Origin of the sequence: Corynebacterium sp. UMB6689, assembly GCF_030215295.1 — a bacterium.
Classification (GTDB): domain Bacteria; phylum Actinomycetota; class Actinomycetes; order Mycobacteriales; family Mycobacteriaceae; genus Corynebacterium; species Corynebacterium aurimucosum.
Map to the genome: position 1 here is coordinate 181,191 of NZ_JASOLS010000001.1, position 20,233 is coordinate 201,423.

The window sequence follows — 20,233 nt, forward strand, 5'->3', positions numbered from 1 at the left end:
ATAGGCCACGGTCATCCCGGAATATGCCCAGAAGCTACGATGATCCCACGTTCCCTTAAACGGTGCCTCGATGGCGGAGGTGAATGCAGCAATGGCATCCCGGAAATAGGCGGCGCGTGAAAAGCTCTGCGAAGCTGAAGCGAAACACCTTTTGTGCGAAGAAGCCGCTCACCAAAAAGAACAAAGGCAAACGCAAGGGGTCCAGCCACACGTTGAAGGCAGCCAGCCACGTGTCCTTGGATTCTGGAACCGTGAGCGTGATGTGCAACAGCACGACGCCCAAGATGGAGATCCCCTTTGCTACATCGGGTCAGGCTAATCGCTGTTTGGGGGAGGAAGTCACTGATTACCGCGCCTCCGAACCGGGCTCGGCCCCTTCCGGGTAGCCGTGTCCGGCTTGCAAGGAAGCCTTGACATCGGAAGCGTACACGTCGACATAAGGTTCGCCCGTCAATTCCGAGAGTTGCTTCATCACGTAATCCGTAAAGGCACGAGCGGTGGCGTGATCTTGCGGGTCGAGGTTACGCTCAGCGGCCCATGCTCGGGGGTCGATGGGCTCTCCCACGCGCATGCCGACGCGAACTGGGCGCGGAATCCACGAACCGATCGGGTTGGCCTTCCGGGTATTGATCATGGCGATCGGAATGACCTTTTCACCCGTGGTCAGCGCGATGCGCGCCATGCCGGTGCGCCCCTTGTAGATACGCCCATCAGGTGAGCGAGTTCCCTCCGGGTAGATGCCAAAAAGATCTCCGCGGCCAATAATGCGTTCCGCGCTCGCCAGCATCGCGTCACTAGCGTCCTTGTTGACGCGGTCAATCGGCACCTGCCCGACCGAGCTAAAGAACCACTTTTGCATGCGGCCGACGAAGCCGGGGGTAGTGAAATACTCGCTCTTTGCCAAGAAGGTAATCTGCCGCGGGCACAGAAGCGGGAAGTAGAAGGAATCCATCACCGCTTGGTGGGAGGAGGCCAAGATAGCCGGTCCGGACTCCGGGATGCGATCCATTCCTTCGGACCATGGGCGGTTCCACACTCGAAGGGCCGGGCCGAAAAAGATGTGCTTGAAGGCCCAGTACCACTTGTTTCGCATCGCTTATAGTCCTATCTGTATGTGCCGAACAGGCAGTGCTGCCCGGTGAAAGAAAAATGTGCGGTGTTAACCTCGGTGCTCCTGGCGGGCGAGATCAGCGACTCCGATCATACCTGCCGCCGAACCCAACTTCGCGGTTGCGACTCGGGCCAGGGGCCTGTGACCGGCCCCGACAATCTGGCTAGCCATGGACTCCCGCGCTTGATCTAGGTAAAGATCCGCGTCCTGGGACACCCCGCCGCCGATTACAATCAGCTCTGGATCGAGCACATCTGCCACCATGGACAACCCCTGCCCGAGCCACTGGCCGAAGTTCTCCATGACGGCCAATCCCAGTGGATCACCTTGTCGAGCCGCAGCGGTGATCTCCTCGCCGGAGGGGTTTAGCGGAAGGGCGGTATCATAGTCGCCGCGCAATTCCTCGCAGGTATCCGGCAATGCGGTGCCGGAGGCGTAACGCTCGAGGCAACCACGCTTGCCGCAGGAGCACAGGCGCCCACCCGGTGACACGACAAGGTGCCCAAACTCTGGTGCGGTACCGAAAGCTCCTCGGTAGATTGTGCCGTTAGTAAAAAGCGTGGCACCAATGCCGGTTCCCACGGCAAAAAAGACCCAGTCCTTCGCACCCCGTCCAGCACCGAAGCGCCATTCCCCCCAAGCAGCCGAGTTAGCATCGTGTTCTAGGCGAACCGGGATGTCCATACGGTTGCTGAGGATCTCGCGTACTGGGGCATCACGCCACGGCAAATGCGGTGCGAAACGAACGACTTCACACTCGGGATCCAAAAAGCCTGCGAGAGCAAGCCCCACGGCCTCGATGTCATGGGATGCGGCCAGATTGTCTACGCAGCGCACGATGTCATCTTCGAGTGTTTGCGCATCCGTGGCGGTGGGCACACTCAGCGAATCCACAATCTCTCCGGAGGGATCAATCACCGCAGCACGCAGGTTGGTTCCACCGATATCGAACCCGATGGTGAGGCCAGCGTGGCCGCCTTCAGCGGAGGGAAAGTGTTCAAGCATGACTAGTAGGATATACCGCGTCCTGCCCACGATCACATTCAAGAACCTCACGCAATCGTGCGCCCATAATCTCCCACGTCCAATGCTCTTCCACGTGGCGCCGTCCAGCTTCCCCCATACGGTGGGCTCCGGGGACGTCGCCAAGCAGCGTGCACAACGCTAGCTCAAGCTCCGGCACCGAGGAACCGCGCACAACTATGCCCGTCTCCGGCGTTACTGTCTCCGGCGCACCGCCAGAATCCCCTGCAATCACTGGCAGGCCCGCCGCCTGCGCCTCTAGGTAGACAATTCCCAGGCCTTCGACGTCGAGGCCGCCACCCCGGGTGCGCGCCGGCATGGCAAACACGTCGGCGGCGTGTAGCGCCATCCGCAATTCCGCCGTATCCCGTGCTTCCTGCACCACGGCGTCCGGGCAGTACAGGCGCGCAAGCTCACGCACAGTCGACTCATAACGACCGCGCCCGATGATGAGCAACTGGGCATCTGGAATTCGCGCGCGCACTTCCGGCATTGCGCGCAGCAGCTGGTCTTGGCCTTTCCGCGGGACCAGGCGGGAGATGCAGACGATGACCGGGCCTGGGCCTAGCCCGAAGTGCTCCCGTGCTGCTTGTTTCTCTTCCGTAGTAGCCGGGGTGAAATCCTCTAGGTTGACCGCCGAGGGCAGGTGCACCCACCGGGCACGCGTGCCGAACGCGGGCTCGAGCCTGTTGCGCGTGTACTCAGAGATATACGTGATGACATCGGCATTCTGACCGATTCTGCGCAAGGCTTGCCGCGCCAAGGGAAGCATGGACCACCCCACCTCATGCCCGTGCGTCGTTGCCACAATGCGGCTTGCCCCAGCCGCACGCGCGGACGGCGCCATAAGCGCCAGCGGAGCTGCAGCACCAAACCAGACTGTCTCAATGTTGTTTTCACGAATGAGCTGCTGCATACGACGAGCTGTGGCGGGCGTCGGCAACATAATGCTGCGTGGCCAGCGGACCACGGTATAGGGCAGCGTCGCGTCATACTCCGCGGCAGCGTCACTATCTTGAGTCGAGGCGAAGACCACGACATCCTGCGGGTTGAGGGTGGCTAGAAAATCTCGAAGATAGGACTGAATCCCGCCAATAGTAGGCGGGAAGTCATTGGTGACGAGGAGGGTGCGCGCCATAGCCTAGTAACGAACAGCGCCTTGGACGGGCATGGAATTAAGCGGCACCACGGCCACGGGCACACCATAGGTGGAGGCGTGAACTACTTGGCCATCACCGATATACATTCCCACGTGGGTCACGCCGGGATAGTAGCCCACGATGTCCCCTGGCTGCAGCTGATCCATCGGCACTGGTGTGCCACCGGCAAGCTGCGCCTGGGAGGTACGTGGAATGCTCTTGCCCATCTGTTGGTAGCTCCACACCATGAGACCCGAACAGTCAAAGGCATCGGGACCGGTAGCACCCCACCCATAGGGAGCGCCGATGCGGGTAAGAGCGGCCTCGACGGCGGCGGAGCCAGAGCCATCAGCCAACGCGGCTAAGTCAAGACCGGAAGACCCGCCGAAGTGCTGGATCCACGCCTCCCGCGCTTCGGGGCTGAGGCCATCAACGGTGACTTCTAGTTCCTTCTGTTGTTCCTCCAGCTCGGCCTTTTCCTTGAGAACAGTATCCCGCTGTTCCTGCAATTCATCACGCTTGCGGCGGGCTTCCGCGGCAGCATCGACAGCTTCCTGGTGCGCATCATCTGCGGCGGCAGAGGCAGCTACCATCGCAACTTCTTCACGTTTCGCAGCCTTGGACAACGCGCCCAGGTAGCCCATGCGCTCGACCGCGCTGGCGACGTCATTGGCGTTAAGAGCAGCCGAAACTGAGGTCGATGCAGCATTCCTGCGATAACGCTTTTGCGCGAGCGCATCGATGCGTTCCTGTTGCGCAGCTACCGCCGCGGAGGCGTCCTCGGAACTGCGGTGCGCTTCCTCGGCCTTGCGGTCCAACTCTTCAATGGCCTTCTCCGACTCGGCGAGCTCATCCTCAAGCCCCTTGACCTCTTCACCCTTGGCAGACACGCGCTGGGCGACGTCCGCCATACGCGCAATGAGGCCAGGGAGATCTTCAGGCTCCTGCGCTTGCGGGGTGCTTTCTTGCTGCTCCGGAGAAACCTCCTGGGACATAGCCGATGGTGAAAGGACGGCTACTGGAACGGTGCTCAAGGCAAGTGCAGCGACCGCACACGCAAGGCCACGACGCGACATGGGTACCCCCGAAACTTAGAGAAGGTTAATAGCTGACTGGATCATACCCTCAGTCGAGCAAAAACATAACGGCTACAAGAATAGCCGAGCCCCTTCCCTACCCTCACCATCAACATGGCAAGAGCAGCGGAAGGGGTTGAAAAGACTACCCAGCGCGCTTAGAAGCGAACTGCGGAGTGAATCGGCATGTAGTGCAGGGAGCGCTCGCCCACCGGGGTGCCGGAGTTCAGAGCGTCAATGATGGTGCCATTGCCAGCGTAGATGCCGACGTGGGATGCACCGGAGTAGTACACGATGATGTCGCCCGGCTGCAGCGCATCGAGGGACACCGGGGTACCGGCGGAAGCCTGCGCCTGGGAGGTGCGCGGGATGGACACGCCAGCCTGCTGGTAGGCCCAGGATGTCAGACCAGAGCAATCGAAGGCGCTCGGACCATTAGCACCGTAGACGTACGGGGAACCGATTGCGGAACGAGCGGCTGCGAGCACCTTCTCACCAACAGACTGGGACGGTGCCGGGGCCGGGGCTGCGGCGGCCGGGGTCTCAACAGCAGCGGCGTAGCCGCCACCCTGGTTAGCCTTGAAAGCCGGGATGTAGCGGTCAACGTTCGGCAGCTGCTGAATGTTCGGGACACTCTCCAGGCCGGCAACGTCGAAGCGGATGTCGGTGTTCGGAACGACAACCTCGGCGGCGTTGGCGGCTGCCGGGGTGACAACCGCTGCGGTTGCTGCGATAGCAGCGGTGGATGCAATGCGACGGGTGTTCAGGTTGCCCTGACGACGGTGCTTAGCCACGAATTTAAACTCCAAATCTTCCTGCGCGCCTACTTTTCTCCGCCAAGAGGACAACCTTGCGTTTATCTTCTCTGCAACGCGGATGAAAGCTCTGACCCAAGGGACGGGCCTAGTGTTCGACGATGACCCATTCCTGTAGAGCCATCTCCACTCGGCCCCCGAATTTTTAGGAGGGGCCAGACGCGGCGCTTAAATCTTCAGTTCGTATTGAGCACCGGTGATGTGTACACCGTGTCGGTAACTCAATGTCTCGAATAGGTTACGAAACCATCACAAGCAATGTCGAGTCAGAAACGCAAAACCGACTCCGTTACCGTCCTGTTATCAAATGGCAACCTAAACGACATAGTGCACAATTCTTCCACTCCAATGCACAATAACTATCGCCGGAAGCTTGCCCTGAGCAGCGACATCAGGGCCTCAGGAACACGCGCCGCCCCTAGACCATTGCCACACTACGCCAACAGAAAAGCTCTACAAAACTGGCTGTGTAACCTTCGTCACACCGCCGTAATGCGCTTTAACAAAAGCCCCATTTGACCCACCACCAACTCTCATCCGAGCTTCAAACGACACTAATCGCAGAAGGAAATCCGCCCTCCCAGGCCCGCACGCATTCCGCCTCCCATCACTAGCGAACAACGCTGATGCAACAGCAGCCATATATATAAAGAGAAGCACGGGAAGCGCACTGTCCAATCACGCACGACGCTCAACGCAGCGACGACAATCAAGGGACCTAGCGCACCGTTCGAAATCAACTACTAAGGACGCGCGAAGCCGAAGAGAATCATGAACGCCGGGACTTGCCGCTTGACTCAGTAATTGCCCCTACCTCTTCCCTTGAAGTACTTCCGGCCGACGCCCAGCGCTCTATCTCGAGCGACGGTATCGCCGAAAGAACAGATTAGGGAATGCAAAAGGGCCCAACGGCCCTCTAGCCCTGCTAGCACCTGCAAGCGGCCCGCATAAGCGGCAAGAACGAAAAAGCGTCCCGTCCATCGCATGGACGAGACTTACTGCTCTATATAGGTCACGCTCTACCCGCGCTGCACACGCCCAGATAGAAGGCCCCCTACCCCACTTACTTCGTGGAGATCACAGCGTGAGGGAAGCCAGGCAAGCGGAAGACCGCAAATGCCTGTCGGGGGCGGTAAGGAAAAGGCTGACGAGACTTCACCTAATGCACCTCATGCAATAAAACGCTGAGAGCCCGCACCCCTCCCTATTATTCGGAAGGCGGTGCGGGCTCTGTGAGCGTGTTTCAGTGAGTGAAGGCGCTAGATGCGGCCATTCTCCTCGTCATCGCGACGGTTAGCCTCGTTGAGCTGACGGAACATCTCCGTCTCCTCAGCGTGGTTCTCGTGGCGAATCTCGTTGACGCGGGACACGATAGCCGGGTCATCGGTGGAGAAGATACCCTGCGTTTCGGAGTCAGCCAGACCAAGCTGGTTAAGCTGCTTCGGAACCTGGGCGCCAGCGTACTCGAGCGGAATCGGGTGGCCGTGGTCATCGACCGGGCCGAGCGGCTGGTGAACCTCGATGAAGGCACCGTTCGGCAGCTGCTTAATAACGCCGGTCTCAATACCGTGCTCCAGCACCTCGCGGTCGGAGCGCTGCAGACCAACGCAGATGCGGTAGGTCATGAAGTATGCAATCGGCGGCAGGACAATCAGACCGATACGGCCAACCCAGGTCATCGCATTCAGCGAGATCTGGAAGAAGTGTGCCACGTGGTCGTTACCACCAGACAGCGTTACCAGCAGGAAGAAGACGATGGCAGCCGCACCGATAGCGGAGCGAACCGGAACGTCACGCGGGCGCTGCAGAAGGTTGTGGTGAGCGTCGTCGCCCGTCAGCTTCTTCTCAATGAAGGGGTAGGCGAAGAGCAGGACAACCATCAGGCCACAGAGCAGTGCGACCCAGAACGCAGACGGAATGGTGTAGTTGCCGATGTAGAGCTCCCATGCCGGCATGACACGAGCAACACCGTCAGTCCACAGCATGTAGATATCCGGCTGGGAACCAGCGGAGACCTGGGACGGGTTGTACGGGCCAAGGTTCCAGATGGCGTTAATCGTCATCAGACCGGAGATAAGAGCCAGCACGCCGGCAACCATCATGCCCATGCCGATGGCCTTCGTGGCGAAGACCGGCATAATGCGGACACCGACAACGTTGTTCTCAGCGCGACCCGGTCCAGGGAACTGGGTGTGCTTCTGGAACCAGACCATGATGAGGTGCGCTGCGATGAGACCCAGGATGATGCCCGGGATAACCAGCACGTGCAGGATGTAGAAGCGGTCCAGCATAAGGTCGGACGGGAAGTCGCCACCGAAGATGGCCCAGTGCAGCCAGGTACCGATGATCGGCAGACCCAGGATGATGGCGGACATGATTCGCAGACCAACACCGGAGAGCAGGTCATCCGGGAGGGAGTAACCGAGGAAGCCCTCGACCATGCCCAGTAGGATCAGAGCGCAACCGATAATCCAGTTGGCCTCACGCGGGCGGCGGAACGCACCGGTGAAGAAAATACGCAGCATGTGGGCAATCATGGACATCATGAACATGAGTGCTGCCCAGTGGTGCATCTGGCGAACGAACAGGCCGCCGCGCACCTCAAAGGAAATATCCAGAGCCGTTGCATAAGCACGGGACATCTCGACGCCGTTCAGCGGAGTGTAGCCGCCGTCGTAGATGACCTTCGTGATGGAAGGATCGAAGAACAGCGCCAAGTAGATGCCGGTCAGCACCAAGATGATGAAGCTGTACAGTGCCATCTCACCGAGCATGAAGGACCAGTGAGTGGGAAAGACTTTGTTGAGCTGGGTACGCAGGACGCCGGCGGCGGAGTACCGCTCGTCCATGTTGTTACCCATCTGTGCAAGTTTGTTACTCATTATGACTTACGCTCCCAGAATGCAGGTCCGACGGGCTCGATGAAGTTGCCCTTAGCAATGAGGTAGCCCTCTTCGTCCACGTCAATCGGCAGCTGCGGCAGCGCACGGGCGGCTGGGCCGAAGACCGGCTTGCCGTAGTGCAGAGCATCGAACTGCGACTGGTGGCACGGGCAAAGAATGCGGTTGGTCTGAGCCTCGTACAACGAGGTCGGGCAACCAATGTGGGTACAAATCTTGGAGTAGGCGTAGTAATCGCCGTAGTGGAAGTCTTCCTGCCCCTTGCGCTCGATGGCCTTCTTGGCGTCATCGTTGCGCAGGCGGATGAGCATCACGGCGTTACGGTTGCCATGGATAGAGTGCATGTGGTTGGTGTAGACGTCCTTGTCCTCGGAGTACTCCGCACCATCATTGACATCCTCAGCAGCCAGCGGGAAGACAGTCTCCATACCACCGGCAGCCAGATCCTCCGGGCGAACACGCACCAGGCGGGTGACGCCACGCGTGGTGTAGTGAGAGCCGGACTCACCCTCGTGCATCTCTGCGATGGTACCGGTGTCGCGAGCGAGATAGAGCTTGACGCCCTTCTCGTGCATGGTCCAGCCGGAGGTCCACAGGGTGCCATCACCGGTGTAGTCCAAGTCGTGGCGCTTCTTCCACGGGTTGTTGATAGCGCCGGCGAGCGGAGCGATAACGGTCAGGCCGAAGAGAACGCCGGCACCACCGAGCAGACCCTTGATGGTCTTACGACGACCCAGAGTCGAGGTGGTCCAGGAATCATTCAGCAGCGCGGTCAGCGTGCGACGGTCAACCTCATCAGAGGGGCCATCGTGACGACGCTGAACGGAAATCTCCTCGGGGAGAATCTTCTTGACGTACTGAACAATGGCAAAGCCCAGGCCCAGGATGCACAGACCAGAGGTCAGGCCAAGCAGCGGGGTGTACAGGGTGTGCCACCACAGGCCATCCTCACCCAACATCTTGTACTCCCACGGCCAGAAGAGGTACACGCCGAGGAAAGCGATACCCATCAGGACGGAGATGATCAGCCAGAAGATGACATTGCCAGCAGCGCGCTTCTCAGCGGGATCGCCCTCGACTGGGAAGCGCTCCTTGCGGAATGCGACGGTGACATCATCCAGCTCGGTACCGAGCGCTGCGAGCTCGTCGTTGCTCATAGCATCGAGCTCTTTACGAGAGTAATTCTTCTTTACGTTGCTCATGAGCGAGATCCAATCCACATAGCGGCAACGCACAGAAGGCTGATGCCGATGATCCACATTGCCAGGCCCTCAGCCACCGGACCGAGGCCGCCGAGCGACCAACCAGCCGGAGACGGGGTTTCCTTCGCAGACTTGAGGTAGGCGATGATGTCCTTCTTCTCATCTGCGGTCAGCTGACGGTCAGAGAACTTAGGCATGTTCTGCGGACCGGTCAGCATTGCCTGGTAGATCTCCTGCTCGTTGGCCGGGTCGAGCGGCGGCGCGAACTTACCGGAGGAAAGAGCGCCTCCCCTACCGGTGAAGTTGTGGCAGGACGCGCAGTTCATACGGAAGAGCTCGGAGCCCTTTGCTACGTCCTCGGCCTGGATCTGGCCGTTGTAGTTAGCGCCACGCAGGGACTCCTGCGCAACGGAGCCATCCTCGTCGTAGACGATGTCGGCACCGCCACCGTTGGCAGCGACGTAGGCGGCAAGCGCCAGGGTCTGCTGCTCGGTGTAGCGCGGAGTCTTGCGCTCGGCCTGAGCGTCGTTGGACATCATCGGCATACGGCCGGAGTGAACCTGGAAGTACACGGAGCCGGCGCCAATACCAACGAGGGAAGGACCACGGTCCTGGATACCCTGCAGGTTCGCACCGTGGCAGGTGATACAAGCGACTTCGTAGATGTCCTTGCCCTCTTGAACGAGTGCCTGGTCATCCTTTGCGGCGGTGGCCACCTGTGCGTCAGGGGTCAGGGCGGAAGCCAAGACACCTGCGCCGGTGAGCCCGATGCTCAATGCAAAGACGCCAGCAAGCGTGCGCTTCGCCTTGCGGCGACGGCGGGTCTTCTTAGCCGCGGCAGTGGTGTCTTCCACTGCGGCGGGCTGCTGGATGTTATCCATCATTTTCCTTTAGATAACTCGTACATGGAGATGAATGACTGTAGGCCGGCTATTCTCCGGCGACTACGGCCTACTGAACTAGGTAGATGACTACGAACACGCCAATCCACACAACGTCAACGAAGTGCCAGTAGTAAGACACTGCCATTGCCGCGGTGGCCTGTGCAGGCGTGAACTTGGAGCGAGCAATGCGCGCCAAGATAATTCCGAAGGCGATCAGACCCGCAGTCACGTGTGCCGCGTGGAAACCGGTCAGGATGTAGAAGACCGATCCGAAGACACTGGACTGAACAGTGAGACCTGCCATGATCAACTCTGTCCACTCGAACGCCATGATGCCCAAGAAGACAACACCCAACGCGATGGTTACCGAGTACCAGAGTCGGAGCTTGTAAACGTCACCCCTTTCTGCTGCAAACACGCCGAACTGAGAGGTCACGGAGGAAAGAACCAGGACACTCGTAATGAGGAAGCCCATGGGCACGTTGATGTGCGCCGTGTGCTCTGCCCAGTCACCCTCCTGGCCGTTCGCACGCGAGGTGAACCACATCGCGAACAGTCCAGCAAAGAACATCAATTCCTGAGACAGGAACACGATGGTGCCGACGCTGACCATGTTGGGTCGGTTCAGCGCGGCAACACGTGGTGCTGCCATACCTTGGTTAGAAACTACGCTCGTCACGCCTAACAGTATGGCTGGTCTGACCGCATAAGTCATCTCATTTCCCCCCGATTTTTTTGAGGCCACGACCTAGACCTTCACAGTTTTCACCCCGGACAGGAACTATAAATCTTCCAGGAAGTAGTCGGGAACTTTTTAGCGCGCTTTACGACGCCCCATCCCTGCAGGTAGTGAGTCTTGGCAACGCATGTTGTGAAGCCAGCAACAGGACAAGAAGAGGTACGGTTCGCCCGCAATCCGGCACGGGGCGGTCCTTCCCTAATGAGATAAATCACACCCACCCCCATAGGCGAAAGTGCAGGACTGCAACTTTCGGTTGACCCCCGTAAAAATGGCCGTTAACGTGCTGGAATTCTAAGCCCAGACCTCCAGGTACACGCTTTCGGCGGCCGCCTGCTTCCCCCAGCGCCCCACCCATAGCGATATTTTTTCGACTTGTTGGGAACTTTCCGCAACGCAGTACGACGCAGTCTTATCAACGACAAAACCTCCGCCACGAGGTGTGGCGGAGGCTTGAGAAGTCGTGACGCTAGAAAGCGCGGCAGAAAAGGTTAAGCCTTAGTGCTTTTCCTTCGGAAGGCCATACTGCAGAGACAGGCCGGTCACGGAGGTGACGAGCAGGACTGCGCCCAAGATGATCATCCAGAAGTAGAGGAAGATAATGCCTAGACCAAGAACTGCGATTGAACCGGTCATGCACAGCGGCCAGATGGAGCTGGGAGAGAAGAAGCCGAGAATACCAGCTGCGTCTTCAGTCTCCGCTTCTTCCCAATCTTCCGGCGCGATGTCGGAACGGTTATCGGTGAAGTGCAGGTAGCCACCCAGCATGAGGCAGAGCAGCATAGCGAGGACCATGCCCACGATGCCGACCCACTCGGTGCCGTACATGTAGCCATCATCCTTGACGTAGTTAACGCCAATGATGTAGACGATGAGCGACACGAAGAGGTAGGTCGCGATGGAATAAAAGACCTTAGATGTTGCACGCATTTTCTATCAGTTCCTTTTCTTATGCCGCCTCAGCGGTGTCGACAAAGTTGTCGGCATCGCGGGTGTCGCGCAGAGAGTTGAACGGAGCGGTGGTAACTGCGTAGGGCTCTTCACCGATGTGCTCGAGAGCCTCGGCGTTGGTTGCCTGCGGGTTCTCCTCACGGAACTTGAGGTACTCGTTGAAGTCTGCGCGGTCAACGACGCGAATCTCAAAGTTCATCATGGCGTGGTAGGTACCGCACATCTCAGCACAGCGACCAACGAAGGCGCCCTTTTCCTCAATCTTCTCTACCTGAAAGCGACGCTCCTGAGAGTTGTTCTCCGGGTGTGCGTAAGCATCGCGCTTAAACAGGAACTCCGGAACCCAGAAGGAGTGGGAAACATCGCCGGAGGCGAGGCGGAACTCAATCGGGGTGTCTACCGGCAGAACCAGCACCGGAACCTCTTCGGTGGTACCAACGGTCTCAATCTTGTTGAAGTTGAGGTAAGAGATATCGCCCATGGACTTACCGTGGATCGGGTTCGGGTTCTCAGTACCCTCCGGATCCATGGAAGATTCCTCAGCGAGCTTCTGGCGCTCAGCATCGGCACCATCGTAGTTCTCGCCATCAACCTTGTTCTCGGCGTAACCGAACTTCCAGTTCCACTGGAAAGCCGTGACATCGACGGTAACCTCAGGGTTCTTATCCAATGCCGTCACCTTCTGCTGTGCCTGAACCGTGAAGAAGAACAGGCCCATAATGATGAGAATCGGAATGATGGTCAGAGCCATCTCCAGCGGCACGTTGTACTGCAGCTGCTTGGGGAACTCGCCCTTACCAGCCTTCTCAGCCTTCTTCGCATTCCAGCGGAAGATAGCGGTGAGGAACAGACCCCACATAATGAAACCGATGATCCATGCAGCAACCCAGACCCAGATCCAGAAGTTGTACATCGAGGTCGCCTCAGGGGTCACGCCCTTCGGCCAACCCATACCAAGGAGGTTCTCAACGGCCGTCGGTGCTGCGACGTCACAACCCGCCAGAGCTAGACCGCCCAGAGCGATGACGCCCGCTAGGCCCGCCTTACGGCCGAGGTTGCGTTGCTTACGCTGTCCCACGTGTGTTCTGCCTTTCTGTGCACACAAACTTCTCGAATACTCACAGAGCATTCCTACCCAATCAGGATAGAGGATCCTGCCTGAATTTCAGACCTTTTCACTGGACTGATTAGACGCTGGCTCCGCTCTATAAATAGTGAACGTACGGGATGTTACCGGCCCACCTGCACAAGGTCACACCGACTACCCCACCCTCCCCCTACCCGCTATGACCCAATTCACAGAGCGCATAGCTGTACATCATCCGAAAGTTCGCACCCTAACGGGGAGCGCGGCGCGGGGTTCGCAGATCCTCCAGATCCGGCCGTAAAGTGTGTCAAAGATGAAGCTTGATATATAAGGAGAAGCAAGTATATGTGCGGACTCTGCGCGCTACTGAGCGCCGATCGCAATGCCGCCCAGCACCTGGAGGCCCTCGAGCAATCCCTCCAGTGCATGCGCCACCGCGGCCCCGACGCTGCTGGCACCTGGCATGACGAGGATGCAGCCTTCGGCTTTAACCGTCTATCCATTATCGATCTAGAACACTCAAACCAGCCGCTTCGCTGGGGCCCTGAAGACAACCCCGAGCGCTATGCCCTCACCTTCAATGGCGAGATTTATAACTACGTGGAGCTGCGCGAAGAGCTTAGTGCCGCCGGCTATACCTTCAATACTGAAGGCGATGGCGAACCCATCGTCGTCGGCTACCACCATTGGGGCAAGGACGTTGTCGAGCACCTGCGCGGCATGTTCGGTTTCGTCATCTGGGATACCGAAACTCGGACCATGTTCGCCGCGCGCGACCAGTTTGGCATCAAGCCCCTCTACTACGCCACCACCGACGCCGGCACCGTTTTCGCCTCTGAAATGAAGTGCATCCTGTCGATGGCCGATTCGCTGGGTCTAGACCTCAGCCTTGATAAGCGCGCCATCGAGCACTATGTGGACTTGCAATACGTGCCTGAGCCGGAGTCCCTCCACGCCACTATTCGCCGCGTCGAGTCTGGCTGCACCGTAACGCTTCGCCCTGGCGAAAAAGTTGTATCGGATCGCTACTTCAAGCCCCGCTTCCCCATTCAACCTGTGAAGCAGGGCGAGGAGCAGAAGCTCTTCGATAGGATTGCGCGGGCATTGGAGGATAGCGTCGAGAAGCACATGCGTGCCGATGTGACCGTCGGTTCCTTCCTCTCCGGCGGCATTGACTCCACCGCCATCGCAGCCTTGGCCAAGCGCCACAACCCGGACCTCCTCACCTTCACCACCGGATTCGAGCGCGAAGGCTACTCCGAGGTCGACGTCGCGGCCGAGTCTGCCGCCGCCATTGGTGTAGAGCACATCGTTAAGATTGTCTCCCCCGAGGAATACGCCGAGGCTGTTCCGAAGATCATGTGGTACCTGGACAACCCCGTGGCAGATCCCTCTCTTGTCCCCTTGTACTTCGTGGCCCAGGAGGCCCGTAAGCACGTCAAGGTGGTGTTGTCTGGTGAAGGTGCCGACGAACTTTTTGGCGGCTACACCATCTATAAGGAGCCGCTCTCGCTAGCTCCGTTCGAGAAGATCCCCTCCCCGTTGCGCCGCGGCTTGGGCAAGCTCTCACAGGTCCTCCCAGAAGGAATGAAGGGCAAGTCCCTGCTCAACCGCGGTTCCATGACCATGGAAGAGCGTTACTACGGCAACGCCCGCTCCTTCAACTTCGAGCAACTCCAGCGGGTGCTCCCGTGGGCCAAGCCGGAGTGGGACCACCGCGAGGTTACCGCTCCGATTTATGCGCAGTCCCAAGACTTTGACCCGGTAGCCCGCATGCAGCACCTCGACCTGTTTACGTGGATGCGCGGCGATATTTTGGTCAAGGCCGACAAGATGAACATGGCCAACTCCCTCGAGCTGCGCGTTCCTTTCCTGGACAAAGAAGTATTCAAGGTCGCGGAAACTATCCCCTACGACCTCAAGATTTCGCACGGCACCACCAAGTACGCGCTGCGCAAAGCCATGGAACAGATCGTCCCGCCGCACGTACTGCACCGCAAGAAGCTGGGCTTCCCGGTTCCTATGCGCCACTGGTTGGCCGGCGATGAGCTTTATGGATGGGCCCAGGATCAGATCACGGAGTCCCAGACCGAGGACATCTTCAACAAGAAGGAAGTTCTGGAGATGCTCAAGGAGCACCGTGACGGAATCACCGATCATTCCCGCCGCCTGTGGACGGTGCTGTCCTTCATGATTTGGCATGGCATCTTCGTGGAAGAGCGCATCGACCCGAAGATTGAGCAGCGCGATTACCCCGTGAAGCTCTAATAAAATAGAGAATAAAAATGAAGCCCTCGCCATATGGCGAGGGCTTCGACATATCGTCTATGTGACTTTAATTGAAGGAGTCACCGCAAGCGCAGGAACCGCCAGCGTTGGGATTATCGATGGTAAAGCCTTGGGCCTCAATGGTGTCGGAGAAGTCGATCTTGGCGCCAGTGAGGTACGGGATGGACATCTTGTCTACGACGAGGTTGACGCCGCCAATGGAGTCCACCTTGTCACCATCCAGGGTGCGGTCATCGAAGTAGAGCTGGTAGCGCAAGCCCGCGCAGCCGCCCGGCTGGACAGCAATGCGCAGTGACAGATCATCGCGGCCTTCCTGATCAAGCAGGGACTTTGCCTTGGCCGCAGCGGCCTCGGTCAGGATTACTCCGGTTGCAGACGCGGGAGCGGTCATGATTTCTCCTCTTATGTTTACGGAATTTTTTCTGGAGCCCACCCTACCCCCTCATACAAGAGGAAGAAAGGATGCCTCACAGTTCACTAGTGGTTCACTGGTGCCCTGTTCCCTGACCACAACGCTATCTCCCGCGGGCCTATTCCCGTTATGTCCGCGCGACCTTGTACGCTAAACAGCGTGAAACTTCCGTGGCAAAAAGATGACAAGACTTCTTCCCCCGCTGAGCGCACCCCGGCGCCGGAAGAGCAACCCGCCGCCGAGAAACCGCACCGCAAGGGCTACACGCCGCCGAAAGGCCGCCCCACGCCTAAGCGTGATGCGCAGGAAATCGCCCGCGGCGTCAAGCGTGATCCCCGGGGAATGTCGGACGCGCAGCGCTACCAGCACCGCAAGGAACTCAAGGCTTCCATGTCTAAGGCAGAGTGGAAGGAATATAAGCGCAAGGAGCGCCAAGAGTCCCGCGAGCGCAACAAGGTGGCACAGGAGCGCATGGCCGCTGGTGACGAGCGCTACCTCCTCGCCCGCGATAAGGGCGAGGTCCGCCGCTACGTGCGCGATTGGGTAGATTCCCACCGCTTCATTAACGAGTGGGTCATGCCCTTTGCCATCGTGCTGCTGGTGCTCATGTTCGTCAGCACCCGGGACCCGCGCCTGTCCCAGATCATCTCGATTGGCGCCATGGCGGTCATCGTAGTCTTCGCTGTCGAGGGATTCTGGCTCGCGCGTAAGTGCAACAACGCAGTGCGCCTGAAGTTCCCCGGCACCACCGAGGCCGGTTTTGGTCTAGGGTTCTACGCGTACTCCCGCGCCTCCCAACCGCGCAAGTGGCGCACGCCGCGTCCGCAGGTGGAGCGCGGAGCTACCGTCTAAGCCGGAGGACACATGCCTGAATTCACCGCGGTTCCCCAGCTGCGCCCTTCAACCGCAGCTCAACCAAACCGCATGGCAGAGATTGCTGCATGGCTGGCGGCAGCGCAGGAGTCTCCGCAGGCCACACCTCTTGAGCGGCCCCGGGCCATCGTCTTTGAAGACGCCCGGCCCACCGCTGAACGCACTGTCGACGGCGTGGGTATCACGCAACATTCCTCCGTTGATGAGGAACAGTGGCGCGATAATCTCCTCAGCGCTGCGCAGCGGGCAGGGGCGGGCATCGACTTCGTCGAGTGCACCAGCGGCGACTCCGAAAACTCTGAACCGTACGACAGCACTACCGCCATGTCCCCTGCGGAGTGCGAGTCCTTCCTCAGCCTAGGCATGACCACGGCAGATCGGGAGATCGATTCCGGCGCCGACCTGCTCATCACGTCCGCTTGTGGAATCGACACGGAGACCGTTGCCACCAGTGTTATGGGCCGGATCACCCACACCGAACCGGTAGCGATCGTGGGAACGAATACTCTCGCCAGCGGTATCACGGATGCGATGTGGAAGGCCCGCGTGAGCGTTGTGCGTGACTCCATGTTCCGCGCCCGCAACCTAGAGGGCTGGGAGGTCGTGCAGACCATCGGTTCCCCGGCTCTCGCGGCGTTGGTGAGCTTCATCGCGCAGGCCACGGCGCGGCGCACGCCGGTGCTTATCGACGGCCCCCTCGCCGCCACCGCCGCCGTCCTAGCCGAGCGCACTGCGCCCGGTGTGAAGGGCTGGCTTCGCGCGGGAACCACCACCCCCGAACCGTCACACGCCCTCGCTCTCAAGGAGCTGGGGCTTAACCCACTGCTTGATTTAAACCTGAGTGAAGGTTTCCCCCTCGGCGCGCTCGCGGCCTTGCCGCTGGTGCAGCTGGCCGCCGAGCTCGCCTAGGCAGCCCACTTATTTAGCTTCAACCAGCGTGTGCAGCCAGCCGTGGGTATCCTCCACGGACCCGCGCTGGATGCCGGTGAGGCGCTCGCGCAGCGCCATCGTCGTAGCACCCGCCTCATCGTTGTTGATGTGGAAGTCGGTATCGGTGCCCATAACGTGGCCCACCGGGGTAATAACGGCTGCGGTTCCGCAGGCAAAGGCCTCCACCATGGCGCCGGAGGCAACATCCTGCTCCCACTCCTTGTAGGTGATGCGGCGTTCTTCCACCTTGAGCCCCATGTCTTCGGCCACCTGCAGCAGAGACTTACGGGTAATACCCGGCAGCAGCGAGCCCGACAGCTCTGGGGTGACCAGGGTCTGGTTTCCCTCTTCGCCGTAGACGAAGGCGAGGTTCATGCCACCCATTTCCTCGATATAGGTGCGCTCGATGGCATCCAGCCACACCACCTGGTCGCAGCCCTTCTCCGCTGCCTGCGCCTGCGCGAGCAGCGAAGCCGCGTAGTTGCCGGCGAATTTCGCTGCACCGGTGCCGCCGGGAGCGGCGCGTACATAGTCGGTGGACAGCCAGACGGACACCGGCTTGATACCACCGGAGAAATACGCGCCCGCCGGGGAGGCGATGACGACATAGCGGTAAGAATGCGCCGGGTGCACGCCCAGGGAGACATCAGTAGCGATCATGAAGGGACGGAAGTACAGGGCTGCCTCGCCGCCGGCTTCGGGGACCCAGGCCTGGTCGACGTCGACAAGCTGGCGCAGGGATTCGATGAACTCCTCTTCCGGCAGCTGCGGCATTGCCATGCGCTCAGCAGAGGCTTGCAGACGCTGCGCGTTCTGTTCTGGGCGGAAGGTGGCGATGCTGCCGTCAGGCTGGCGGTAAGCCTTGATGCCCTCGAAGATGGCCTGGCCATAGTGGAAGACGGTAGAGGCCGGGTCCATGCTGAACGGTGCGTAAGGGCGCACCTGCGCGTCGTGCCACCCCTTGTCCTCAGTCCAGTCAATCGTCACCATGTGGTCGGTGAAGTACTTACCAAAGCCCGGGTTCGCCAGAATCTCCTGCAGGCGTTCCGGGGAGGTGGGGTTTTCAGTTCGCGTCACGGTGTAATTCAACATGCCTCACAGCGTACTCCCCAGACACCTATAGAAGTGCAGAAATGCCCAAGCGAAGTATTGCCTGAAATAGTCAACCTTCGCGTACATTGCCCCTCCGCGTTCCACGTCATGGACACGGGTAGGGTGTGAGGAGTATCCCATTGTCATTTTCTCAAGGAGGACATCGTGGCTTCTTCCACGTTCGAACTGCCCGCACGCGGCTTATTCCCCACCGTTGAGTTGGCCAAAAAGGCCCCCAAGCAGGCAGACGCCCTGCTCATCGCTGCCTTTTCTGGTGAGGAGGGGCTCGAGGTGCCGGGTACCTCTCTGCTCGGTTCCTCCGCGCTGCGCTCGACGTATGAGGCTCTCGCCGCCGTGGGCGCGACGGGTAAGGCCGGGGAGATCGTGAAGGTTCCTGCCCCACAGAAGGCAGGTGCCGCCCAGGTCATAGCACTGGGTTTGGGTGACGTTGAGGCGCTCGACGATGAAGCTCTGCGCCGCGCCGCCGGCAGCGCCGCTCGCGCCACTGCGGGCGTGGGCACCATCGTGACCACCTTGGCGGACTTCGGCGTTACGGCCGCCGTTGAGGGACTCATCCTCGGCGGCTACGCCTACCGCGGAATCCGCTCCACCGAACTCAAGGACAAGGAACAGCCCGCCACCTTCGTGGTCGTGGCCGATAAGTCTGTCTCCGAGGAATTCGAGGCCGCCCGCACCGTGGCCGAGTCCGTCTTGCTCGCCCGCGACCTAGTGAATGCCCCCGCCAACGAGCTTTACCCGGAGTCCTACGCCGACTTCCTTTCCGGCCAGGCCAAGGAGGCCGGTCTTGACGTCGAGGTTCTCGATGAAAAGCAGCTGGAGAAGCAGGGCTTCGGCGGAATCTTGGCCGTGGGCAAGGGCTCGGCCCGCCCGCCGCGCTTGGTGCGCCTGAGCTGGAAGCCCAAGAAGGCCAAGAAGCACGTGGCCCTCGTGGGTAAGGGCATCACCTTCGATACCGGCGGTATTTCCTTGAAGCCGGGCAATGGCATGTGGGACATGATTTCGGATATGGGCGGCTCCGCTGCCATGGCGGCCACCATCATTGCTGCGGCCAAGCTGAAGCTGCCGGTTCAGATCACCGCTACCCTGCCGTTGGCGGAGAACATGCCGGGCTCTGGTGCCACCCGCCCGGGCGATGTCATTACCCACTACGGCGGCCTGACCTCCGAGGTCCTCAACACCGACGCTGAGGGCCGCCTCGTGCTGTCGGACGCCATCGCCCGCGCCAGCGAGGATAAGCCGGATTACCTCATCGAGACCGCGACGCTGACTGGCGCACAGATCGTGGCGCTGAGTTCGCGCACCTCCGGCATCATGGGCTCCGAGGTTTTCCGCGATCGCCTGGCCGAAATCGGCCGCGAGGTGGGCGAGAGCGCCTGGGCCATGCCGCTGCTGGAAGAGCACGACGAGGAGATCAAGTCCCAGGCCGCAGACATCCGCAACATCAACGCTAAGCGCGAGGGCGGCATGGAATTCGCCGGCACCTACCTCAAGCAATTCGTGGGCGAGGGCATCGAGTGGGCCCACATCGATATCGCCGGCCCGTCCTGGAATGGTTCCGCCCCGCGCGGCTACACCCCGAAGCGCGCTACCGGTGTGCCGGTGCGCACCGTGGTGGCAGCGCTACGCGAGATCGCAGAAGCCTAGATCAGAGCGTCGTCAATTCGGCCCTTCGTGTGAGCGGCTTGAGGC

Annotated in this window: 18 protein-coding genes; 4 read left to right on the top strand and 14 right to left on the bottom strand. The window is 59.9% G+C overall.

Features of this window, described 5'->3' with window-relative positions; translation table 11 throughout:
- Nucleotides 1–55: 55 nt before the first annotated feature.
- The 12 genes from QP363_RS00845 to QP363_RS00900 all read right to left on the bottom strand — a co-directional run bounded on the left by QP363_RS00845 (nt 56) and on the right by QP363_RS00900 (nt 12,918).
- Nucleotides 56–274, bottom strand: a complete 219-nt coding sequence (locus QP363_RS00845; protein WP_246817306.1) for a hypothetical protein — start codon at nt 272–274, stop codon at nt 56–58.
- A gap of 72 nt (nt 275–346) precedes the next feature.
- Complete coding sequence (locus QP363_RS00850; RefSeq protein ID WP_070711469.1) at nt 347–1,093, bottom strand: 1-acyl-sn-glycerol-3-phosphate acyltransferase; 747 nt, start codon at nt 1,091–1,093, stop codon at nt 347–349.
- Between the two features lie 66 nt (nt 1,094–1,159).
- Entirely contained in the window at nt 1,160–2,116 is a 957-nt protein-coding gene (locus QP363_RS00855; protein ID WP_070643669.1) for an ROK family protein, read from the bottom strand.
- Entirely contained in the window at nt 2,109–3,272 is a 1,164-nt protein-coding gene (locus tag QP363_RS00860; RefSeq protein WP_284761966.1) for a glycosyltransferase family 4 protein, read from the bottom strand. The genes QP363_RS00855 and QP363_RS00860 overlap by 8 nt, the downstream gene beginning before the upstream one ends.
- 3 nt (nt 3,273–3,275) lie before the next feature.
- Complete coding sequence (locus tag QP363_RS00865; protein WP_284761967.1) at nt 3,276–4,349, bottom strand: C40 family peptidase; 1,074 nt, start codon at nt 4,347–4,349, stop codon at nt 3,276–3,278.
- 158 nt (nt 4,350–4,507) lie between these two features.
- Nucleotides 4,508–5,143 (bottom strand): C40 family peptidase, encoded by a 636-nt coding sequence (locus tag QP363_RS00870; RefSeq protein WP_070445698.1) that lies wholly within the window; start codon nt 5,141–5,143, stop codon nt 4,508–4,510.
- Nucleotides 5,144–6,423: 1,280 nt separating this feature from the next.
- Nucleotides 6,424–8,046: a cytochrome bc complex cytochrome b subunit gene (locus tag QP363_RS00875; RefSeq protein WP_070445213.1), complete on the bottom strand. Its 1,623-nt coding sequence runs from the start codon at nt 8,044–8,046 to the stop codon at nt 6,424–6,426.
- Nucleotides 8,046–9,266, bottom strand: coding sequence for a ubiquinol-cytochrome c reductase iron-sulfur subunit (locus QP363_RS00880; RefSeq protein WP_284761968.1), 1,221 nt, complete (start codon nt 9,264–9,266; stop codon nt 8,046–8,048). Before QP363_RS00880 ends, QP363_RS00875 begins: the two co-directional genes overlap by 1 nt.
- The gene (locus QP363_RS00885) at nt 9,263–10,150 is read right to left on the bottom strand and encodes a c-type cytochrome (RefSeq protein ID WP_029159009.1); all 888 of its coding nucleotides are present in this window, start codon (nt 10,148–10,150) and stop codon (nt 9,263–9,265) included. The genes QP363_RS00880 and QP363_RS00885 overlap by 4 nt, the downstream gene beginning before the upstream one ends.
- Before the next feature lie 67 nt (nt 10,151–10,217).
- Entirely contained in the window at nt 10,218–10,829 is a 612-nt protein-coding gene (locus tag QP363_RS00890) for a heme-copper oxidase subunit III (RefSeq protein ID WP_232745219.1), read from the bottom strand.
- Between the two features lie 558 nt (nt 10,830–11,387).
- Nucleotides 11,388–11,819, bottom strand: coding sequence for a cytochrome c oxidase subunit 4 (locus QP363_RS00895; RefSeq protein ID WP_070445207.1), 432 nt, complete (start codon nt 11,817–11,819; stop codon nt 11,388–11,390).
- 19 nt (nt 11,820–11,838) lie between these two features.
- Nucleotides 11,839–12,918 (bottom strand): cytochrome c oxidase subunit II, encoded by a 1,080-nt coding sequence (locus QP363_RS00900; protein WP_070445204.1) that lies wholly within the window; start codon nt 12,916–12,918, stop codon nt 11,839–11,841.
- A gap of 354 nt (nt 12,919–13,272) precedes the next feature.
- Here QP363_RS00900 and asnB point away from each other — a divergent pair, with 354 nt between their 5' ends.
- Entirely contained in the window at nt 13,273–15,195 is a 1,923-nt protein-coding gene (asnB, locus tag QP363_RS00905) for an asparagine synthase (glutamine-hydrolyzing) (protein WP_070711472.1), read from the top strand.
- A gap of 67 nt (nt 15,196–15,262) precedes the next feature.
- Here asnB and QP363_RS00910 read toward each other — a convergent pair whose 3' ends face one another.
- A complete protein-coding gene (locus QP363_RS00910) occupies nt 15,263–15,607 on the bottom strand; it encodes an iron-sulfur cluster assembly accessory protein (RefSeq protein ID WP_010190580.1) in 345 nt (114 codons plus the stop codon).
- A 180-nt stretch (nt 15,608–15,787) separates the two neighbouring features.
- On the opposite strand from QP363_RS00910, the gene QP363_RS00915 reads away from it, so the two are divergent.
- Together QP363_RS00915 and QP363_RS00920 are read left to right on the top strand one after the other, a co-directional pair.
- Nucleotides 15,788–16,480 carry a DUF3043 domain-containing protein gene (locus QP363_RS00915; protein WP_070719497.1) on the top strand — a complete coding sequence of 231 codons (693 nt, stop codon included), beginning with the start codon at nt 15,788–15,790 and terminating at the stop codon, nt 16,478–16,480.
- A 12-nt stretch (nt 16,481–16,492) separates the two neighbouring features.
- Nucleotides 16,493–17,410 carry a nicotinate-nucleotide--dimethylbenzimidazole phosphoribosyltransferase gene (locus tag QP363_RS00920; RefSeq protein ID WP_284761969.1) on the top strand — a complete coding sequence of 306 codons (918 nt, stop codon included), beginning with the start codon at nt 16,493–16,495 and terminating at the stop codon, nt 17,408–17,410.
- Nucleotides 17,411–17,419: 9 nt separating this feature from the next.
- On the opposite strand, the gene QP363_RS00925 is transcribed toward QP363_RS00920, so the two are convergent.
- Nucleotides 17,420–18,523, bottom strand: coding sequence for a branched-chain amino acid aminotransferase (locus tag QP363_RS00925; protein WP_284761970.1), 1,104 nt, complete (start codon nt 18,521–18,523; stop codon nt 17,420–17,422).
- 165 nt (nt 18,524–18,688) lie between these two features.
- Between QP363_RS00925 and QP363_RS00930 the strand changes: the two genes are divergently transcribed.
- Nucleotides 18,689–20,188, top strand: coding sequence for a leucyl aminopeptidase (locus tag QP363_RS00930; RefSeq protein WP_284761971.1), 1,500 nt, complete (start codon nt 18,689–18,691; stop codon nt 20,186–20,188).
- Nucleotides 20,189–20,233 lie beyond the last annotated feature (45 nt).

What these genes read in the sequence shown, in the direction of transcription:
- QP363_RS00880 (WP_284761968.1), bottom strand. Translation starts at nt 9,266, where the DNA reads ATGAGCAACGTAAAGAAGAATTACTCTCGTAAAGAGCTCGATGCTATG.
- QP363_RS00910 (WP_010190580.1), bottom strand. Translation starts at nt 15,607, where the DNA reads ATGACCGCTCCCGCGTCTGCAACCGGAGTAATCCTGACCGAGGCCGCT.
- QP363_RS00865 (WP_284761967.1), bottom strand. Translation starts at nt 4,349, where the DNA reads ATGTCGCGTCGTGGCCTTGCGTGTGCGGTCGCTGCACTTGCCTTGAGC.
- QP363_RS00855 (WP_070643669.1), bottom strand. Translation starts at nt 2,116, where the DNA reads ATGCTTGAACACTTTCCCTCCGCTGAAGGCGGCCACGCTGGCCTCACC.
- asnB (WP_070711472.1), top strand. Translation starts at nt 13,273, where the DNA reads ATGTGCGGACTCTGCGCGCTACTGAGCGCCGATCGCAATGCCGCCCAG.
- QP363_RS00860 (WP_284761966.1), bottom strand. Translation starts at nt 3,272, where the DNA reads ATGGCGCGCACCCTCCTCGTCACCAATGACTTCCCGCCTACTATTGGC.
- QP363_RS00885 (WP_029159009.1), bottom strand. Translation starts at nt 10,150, where the DNA reads ATGATGGATAACATCCAGCAGCCCGCCGCAGTGGAAGACACCACTGCC.
- QP363_RS00925 (WP_284761970.1), bottom strand. Translation starts at nt 18,523, where the DNA reads ATGTTGAATTACACCGTGACGCGAACTGAAAACCCCACCTCCCCGGAA.
- QP363_RS00875 (WP_070445213.1), bottom strand. Translation starts at nt 8,046, where the DNA reads ATGAGTAACAAACTTGCACAGATGGGTAACAACATGGACGAGCGGTAC.
- QP363_RS00920 (WP_284761969.1), top strand. Translation starts at nt 16,493, where the DNA reads ATGCCTGAATTCACCGCGGTTCCCCAGCTGCGCCCTTCAACCGCAGCT.
- QP363_RS00895 (WP_070445207.1), bottom strand. Translation starts at nt 11,819, where the DNA reads ATGCGTGCAACATCTAAGGTCTTTTATTCCATCGCGACCTACCTCTTC.
- QP363_RS00850 (WP_070711469.1), bottom strand. Translation starts at nt 1,093, where the DNA reads ATGCGAAACAAGTGGTACTGGGCCTTCAAGCACATCTTTTTCGGCCCG.